Genomic DNA, 6261 nt, shown 5'->3' with positions numbered 1-6261 from the left:
TGTAATAGATTGTATCGCCGCTCTTGAGCACGTTCCTGGTGACTGCGTAGGCCATGGTGTTTCTCCTTGCTGCCAGTATACATGATGCAAGCGCAGTTGTAAATATGATAACGTATTTGTACAGAATTATGTTTCTAAGCCCTAGGGGTATAGACGCAAAAAAACCACCCTGGGGTGGCTGGCGTGTGGTTTTGGGGTTTTGAATTAGATTATGCTGCTGTCAAACTGTGGCGGGAAAACGCCGGAGATGCGGAAAGTGAGAAGGAAGAGGAGAAGCGGGAAGCAAAGCCGATCGGTGAATTCCCAGGAAACAGGAACAAGGAGACATCGGCTCCAAGACTTTGTTCGGACGGCTGCAAGGCGTCGAAAGCCAGGGAGGTATTGACCCAGCGTTCACTGGGAGCACTGAACAGGGAAAGCGAAACCACCAGGAAAAAAACCAGTACCAATCCTGTACGTCGTCTCATAGGCACTCCTTGTAGAGAATCTTGATTATTCCCCCTTGATTATCAAAGAGAAACCTGCTATGGTCAACAGTGCCTAAATACTGGTGCCATACCCAAGTGGTAAGGGAAAGGTCTGCAAAACCTTGATGCATCGGTTCGAATCCGATTGGCACCTCTTGCAAGAACCGCTGAACAGTCAGCGGTTCTTTTGTATTTCAGGGAAGCCTTCTTGTCTCTCATTCGCCTGTTGGTGAACTAGTTGCTTTTTCCGAAATCCCAGATAAAGCAGAAGATACACCAAGGAGGGGTCTCCCCCTCCTTGGCTTGCCTACATGATTGTTTGAAGCTTTCCTACTTCGACTTACCCAAGTAGGCGAACTTGATCTCCTCGTTCTCCAGCAATTCCTTGCCGGGACCGGTGAGGGTGATGTTGCCCGTCTCCATGACGTAGCCGGTATGGGCTGTCCTGAGCGCAACGTTGGCGTTCTGCTCGATCAGAAGGACGGTGACCCCGGCCTCGTTGACCCGCTTGATGATGGTGAAGATATCCTTGACCACCAAGGGGGCAAGCCCCAGCGAAGGTTCATCCATCATGATCATCTTCGGGTTGGCCATCAAGGCCCGGCCGACGGCAAGCATCTGCTGCTCTCCTCCGGACAGGGTACCGGCCAACTGCCAATGCCGTTCCTTCAATCGGGGAAACAGCTCATAGACCCGCTCAAGATTCTGCTGTTCGTGGGATTTATCCTGCAGGTACCCCCCGATCTTCAGATTTTCCAAGGTAGTGAGGTTCGGGAACACCCTTCGGCCTTCGGGAACCAACACCAAGCCCATTTCTACGATCTTTCGGGTATCCATCCCATTGATTTTCACCCCTTGGTAGGTGATCGTCCCACTGGTGATGGGCACCAATCCCATGATGGCGCGCAAGGTGGTGGACTTCCCCGCCCCGTTGGCGCCGATGAGGGTGACGATCTTCCCCTCATCCACATTGAACGAGATGCCATTGAGGGCGACAATACCACCGTAACAGACCTTCAGGCCCTGAATATCCAATAAACTCATGACTCATCCACCCCCAAATACGCTCTGATAACCGCAGGATTGTTCTGGATTTCCGCAGGTGTTCCCTCAGCTATGGTCTTGCCGTAGTCAAGGACATAGATGTTGTCCGAAATATCCATGACCAGATTCATATGGTGCTCGATCAAGAAGACCGTCAAGTGGAAGGAATCCTTGATCTCTTTGATGAACTGCGACAGTTCCTCGGTTTCCTTCGGGTTCATCCCGGCAGCAGGTTCATCCAACAACAGGAGCTTCGGGCCGGTGGCCAATGCCCGGGCGATCTCCAGCCTTCTTTGCTTTCCATAGGGAAGCGAAGAGGAAATATCATTTGCATTGAGCAGAAGCCCTACCCGCTCAAGCAATGCCTCGGTCTCCTCATACATCCGTTTCTCCTCTTCCTTGTTGAGCTTGAAGGTCGAGGAGAACAGCCCTGCCTTGATATGGCAATGCTTGGCGATCAAGACATTCTCAAAGACTGTCAGGTCTTTGAACAACCTGATGTTCTGGAATGTCCGCGCCATGCCGAGGCGGGTGATCTTGTCCGGTGTGTTGACCACCTGCTTCTCAAATGGTGTCTTATAGGTACCGTTGTAAATCTTCTTCATCTTCGACCGGGGGTAGTTTTCCCCGATCACCTTCCCATCGAAGGTGACTCGGCCGTTGCTCGGCTGATACCCTCCGGTGATGACGTTGAAGGCGGTCGTCTTTCCGGCTCCGTTGGGGCCGATCAGGGCGGTGATCCTATCCTTGGGTATTTCAATGTTCAGGTCATCGACGGCTACGACACCGCCGAACTGCATCGTGATGTGTTCTGTTTTCAAGAGGATGTCGCTCATGCCTGGCCTCCTGCTTGCTTGCTCTTGCGTTGGAATCGTTTGATGATCCGTTCCCAACTGAATTCATTGGTTCCCATCAAGCCTCTTCGGTAGATGAGTACGACCACCATCAAGAGAATCGAGAAAATGACCATTCTGAAACCGGTGCGGAACAAAGGAACGTGGAAACCTCCGATCACCAAGGGCTGGTCGAAGAAGCGCAGCCACCATTCCTTTGCCGCGGTCACCAGGAAGGCGCTGAGGATGGAACCGGTTACGCTGCCGATGCCACCGATGACCACGATCAACAGGATGTCGTAGGTCATCGTGATCGAGAAGGTCTTGGCTTCGATCGAACGCATGTACATGGCCAGCAGGCCTCCGGCTACGGCAGAGAAGAAGGAAGAGAGGATGAAGCTCAGTTCCTTGTGCTTGAACAGGTTGATTCCCATGGCCTCGGCGGCGATTTCATCTTCGCGGATCGCCTTGAATGCACGACCGTAGGAACTCTTGATCAAGAGCACCATGAACACGATGCATAGGGCGACAATGACAAATGGGGTGATCAGGGAAGGAATTGCACCCCAGAGCATGACCGGAAAATTGGGAATCTTGTTCAGGCCGTAGGAACCGTTGGTGATCTGGTCGAACTGCGGGGAGGAGAAGATTGCCCGGACGATTTCCGATAACCCCAAGGTCGCAATGGCCAGGTAATCGCTTTTCAGCCTCAAAACCGCAATACCGACCAAGGCGGCTGCGAAGGCTGCCAGCAAACCTCCAAGCAACAAGGCGAAGAAGGGAAAGAGTATCTGGATGAACTGGGGACTGGAAGCAACCATCATCTTGAAGGCTTTGATCGCTGGACTCACCCCATTCATATAGTAGACACCATCCAGGTTCTGTACCGGGATAAGCAGGATCGCCGTGGTATAGGCACCGATGGACATGAAACCCGCCTGTCCGAGACTGAACAGTCCGGTAAAACCGTTGAGCAAGTTCATCGAGACGGCAACCAAGGCCAGAATGGCACCTTTCTGGAGAATCGATACCAACATGCCGTTCTGCAGGCGATGGGCGTTGAGCCAGTAGAGGAAGACCAGAACCAGGGCAAGGGTAACCAGAGAATAGATATGTGTACGTTTGAGTTTCATCATACTTTCTCCACGGTTTTTTCGCCGAACAAGCCGGTCGGTCGTACGAGCAGCATCACGATCAGGAGCAGGAAGGTGAATGCATCGGAAAAAGTCGAGTAGCCCAAAGCCACCAGCAAGGTTTCTACGATACCGATAAAGAAACCGCCCACAACCGCCCCTGGAATGTTTCCGATGCCGCCAAAGACTGCGGCAACGAAGCATTTGAGACCGGGCAGTGTGCCGGAAAACGGAGTGACCGACATTCGGTCGGTGAAATAGAGGATCGAACCGACGCCTGCGAGGAAGGAACCGATGGCGAAGGTTATGGAAATGACTCGGTTGATGTTGATGCCCATCAGCTTTGCGGTTTCAAAATCCTTGCTGACTGCCCGCATTGCCATGCCGGTCTTGGTCTTGTTGACCAAAAGCATCAGGATGATGACCAAAACAATGGTCAGAATCGGTGTGAGAATGGTGACGAAGGAAGCGGAGAGATCCCCGATCTGGAATATCCGCTTGAGAAACGGAATCTCCGGATAGCCACGGGGAATGGCGGTGAATAAATAGGTGGAAAGGTTCTGCAGGAGATAGGATACACCAATGGCGCTGATCATGATGGACATGCGCGGTGCACTCCGTAGCGGTTTGTAGGCCATTCGTTCAATCCCTATGCCCATGACGGTGGTCACGGCTAAGGTAATGAGAATTGCCACAGGCCAAGGGAAACTGGCCAGGGAAAAGATCATGAAGTAGCCGGCCATCATGAAGATATCGCCATGGGCGAAGTTGATCAGACGAAGGATTCCGTACACCAAGGTATAGCCGATGGCTATCAGGGCGTAGGCACCTCCTAGGGATATTCCTGTCAGGCAGTGCTGCAGGATGGTAGTCATGCTCATCAGTAGTTCTCCATACCTAAGGTAACAAATGCAGAAAGATACAAAGCAAACCAAGAAAACTGAAGCAGAAAAACAAAAAAAAGAGGGATTGGCTGGGACGATGTCCCAGCCAGATCCGAATTGTTTACATAACGCTGACGGTCTTGAGGAACTTGAACTGGCCGTTTTCAACGATCTTGATAAACGCCATATCCTTGTTGGCATCACCATTTTCGTTGAACACGATGCGTCCGGTCACCCCTTCCACATCAACACCGGTAAGGGCATCACGAATTGCTGAACCCTTGGTGGAGTTGGCTTTCTCGATAGCCTGAAGGGCGGTGATGTAGGCGTCATATCCGAGAGCGGAGACGGCAGGAATGATATCCGGCTGCTTGTTCTCAACGAGATATTTCTTGAAACCTTCGATGAATTTTGCGGCTTCAGCGGTCGCTGGATCTGCATCGTCAAAGAAAGTTGAGAGGACGACGCCTTCAGCGCTGGCCCCTGCGTTCTCGATGATGGAAGAGTTCTCCCAGGTATCGCCTGCCATGATCTTGGCGGTGATGCCAAGTTCGCGAGCCTGTTTGATGATCAAGGGAGCGGTAGCAATGGAGGACGGAGCGAATATCACTTCAGGACCAGCAGCTTTGATGTTGGTCAGAATTGACTTGAAGTCGGTGGTGTTGGTCTGGAACTGCTGTTCGCTGACCACAGTGCCGCCGAGCTGCTTGAACGCTCTGCTGAAGAAGTTGCCCAGACCGGAGGAGTAGTCGTCACCAAGCTGGGTGATGACCGCCGCCTTCTTGGCGCCGGACTGCCATGCATAGTTTGCCATTACGGTTCCCTGGAACGGGTCAAGGAAGCATACGCGGAAGTAGTAGTCGTTTCCAAGGGTGACCTGCGGGTTGGTGCAGGAAGCGCCGATGGCAGGAACCTGGTTGTCCAGGAAGATGTTGCCTGCAGCAATCGATACGCCCGAGCCGTAGGAACCGAGGATTACGGAGGCTCCGCTGGAGATCAGGCTCTGGGCAGCGGTGACCGCTTCGGTCTTATCGGACTTGTTGTCGGCTTCCACAAGTCGTACGTTGTAGGTTTCCCCGTTGATTTTCACGGTAGGATAGACCTTGTTGGCGTAGCGCATTCCCAGGACTTCCTGGTAGCCACCACCGCCGTTTTCACCAGTGAGAGGTTCGAATACCCCGATGACCACCTCTTTCACCCCACTCTTCTGTTCTGTGCTGCCTGCAGCAAAGAGTACGGAAGAGGCCAGCAAGAATACCAACAAAGCAATAGTCAGTTTCTTCATACGAGCCCTCCATAAAGTATACATAGATATACTCATTATTGCGTAGGCTCTCGATTCTGCACAAGAGAAATTATGCATATCCACTCAAGTTTTTACACAAGAGGCCAAACGCAACCTATTACTTTTTGGAATATGTGAATACATTTGCCACAAATCATTGATTTCCCCCAATTTTCCTGCATAAACATGCAAGGGAAGCAAGAAAGTTGGAGAAGGACCAAGGAGAAAAACCACTTCTTCTTCTCTACTTCTAACGTATGTCGTCAGTTTTTGACGATAAACTGGGGAATAAAAAACAGTACTTTCTTTGTACTTGTACGACTTTTAACACCTGTTGTCATAAGTGACTTTATCAAATAAAACTAATATTTCTTTTTATATAAAACAAATAAAAATTTTAAAAAATATTTTCTAAAAAATTCCAAGTTTTATATTTTTAGTATTGACATAAGTCTCTTTTGTCCATACTATACAACTGAGCTCAGGGAAAAGAGCCAGTTAAATGAAAAGCTTGCACAGGAGCCGAAGAAGGAAGCTCCTTAAAAAGGAAGAGAACATGAAAAAGACAATCGCTATCCTGTTGGTCTTGGTAATCGGAATGGTTGGAGTGTTTGC

The 6261-nt window shown here is 50.7% G+C and carries 6 protein-coding genes and 1 tRNA gene; 1 reads left to right on the top strand and 6 read right to left on the bottom strand.

The annotated features are described in order from the left end of the window. Window positions 1–209 precede the first annotated feature (209 nt). Entirely contained in the window at window positions 210–467 is a 258-nt protein-coding gene (locus tag AB7C91_RS13365; protein ID WP_428592253.1) for a hypothetical protein, read from the bottom strand. Window positions 468–549: 82 nt separating this feature from the next. Here AB7C91_RS13365 and AB7C91_RS13360 point away from each other — a divergent pair. Then, a tRNA-Cys gene (locus tag AB7C91_RS13360) sits at window positions 550–621 on the top strand. Window positions 622–797: 176 nt separating this feature from the next. Here the strand turns inward: AB7C91_RS13360 and AB7C91_RS13355 are convergent. The 5 genes from AB7C91_RS13355 to AB7C91_RS13335 all read right to left on the bottom strand — a co-directional run bounded on the left by AB7C91_RS13355 (window position 798) and on the right by AB7C91_RS13335 (window position 5646). Then, on the bottom strand, window positions 798–1511 hold the full coding sequence (locus tag AB7C91_RS13355) for an ABC transporter ATP-binding protein (RefSeq protein ID WP_332446063.1): 714 nt from the start codon (window positions 1509–1511) through the stop codon (window positions 798–800). Beyond that, complete coding sequence (locus AB7C91_RS13350) at window positions 1508–2347, bottom strand: ABC transporter ATP-binding protein (RefSeq protein WP_332446062.1); 840 nt, start codon at window positions 2345–2347, stop codon at window positions 1508–1510. The genes AB7C91_RS13355 and AB7C91_RS13350 overlap by 4 nt, the downstream gene beginning before the upstream one ends. Further along, window positions 2344–3477 carry a branched-chain amino acid ABC transporter permease gene (locus AB7C91_RS13345; protein WP_428592249.1) on the bottom strand — a complete coding sequence of 378 codons (1134 nt, stop codon included), beginning with the start codon at window positions 3475–3477 and terminating at the stop codon, window positions 2344–2346. Before AB7C91_RS13345 ends, AB7C91_RS13350 begins: the two co-directional genes overlap by 4 nt. Then, window positions 3477–4358 carry a branched-chain amino acid ABC transporter permease gene (locus AB7C91_RS13340; RefSeq protein ID WP_332446060.1) on the bottom strand — a complete coding sequence of 294 codons (882 nt, stop codon included), beginning with the start codon at window positions 4356–4358 and terminating at the stop codon, window positions 3477–3479. The genes AB7C91_RS13345 and AB7C91_RS13340 overlap by 1 nt, the downstream gene beginning before the upstream one ends. Window positions 4359–4482: 124 nt before the next feature. Beyond that, complete coding sequence (locus tag AB7C91_RS13335; protein ID WP_332446059.1) at window positions 4483–5646, bottom strand: ABC transporter substrate-binding protein; 1164 nt, start codon at window positions 5644–5646, stop codon at window positions 4483–4485. Window positions 5647–6261 lie beyond the last annotated feature (615 nt).

The organism is Sphaerochaeta sp. (genome assembly GCF_050256055.1).
Classification (GTDB): domain Bacteria; phylum Spirochaetota; class Spirochaetia; order Sphaerochaetales; family Sphaerochaetaceae; genus Sphaerochaeta.
Note: the sequence above shows the minus strand (reverse complement) of the source record. Positions and strands in the feature narration are given on the sequence as shown.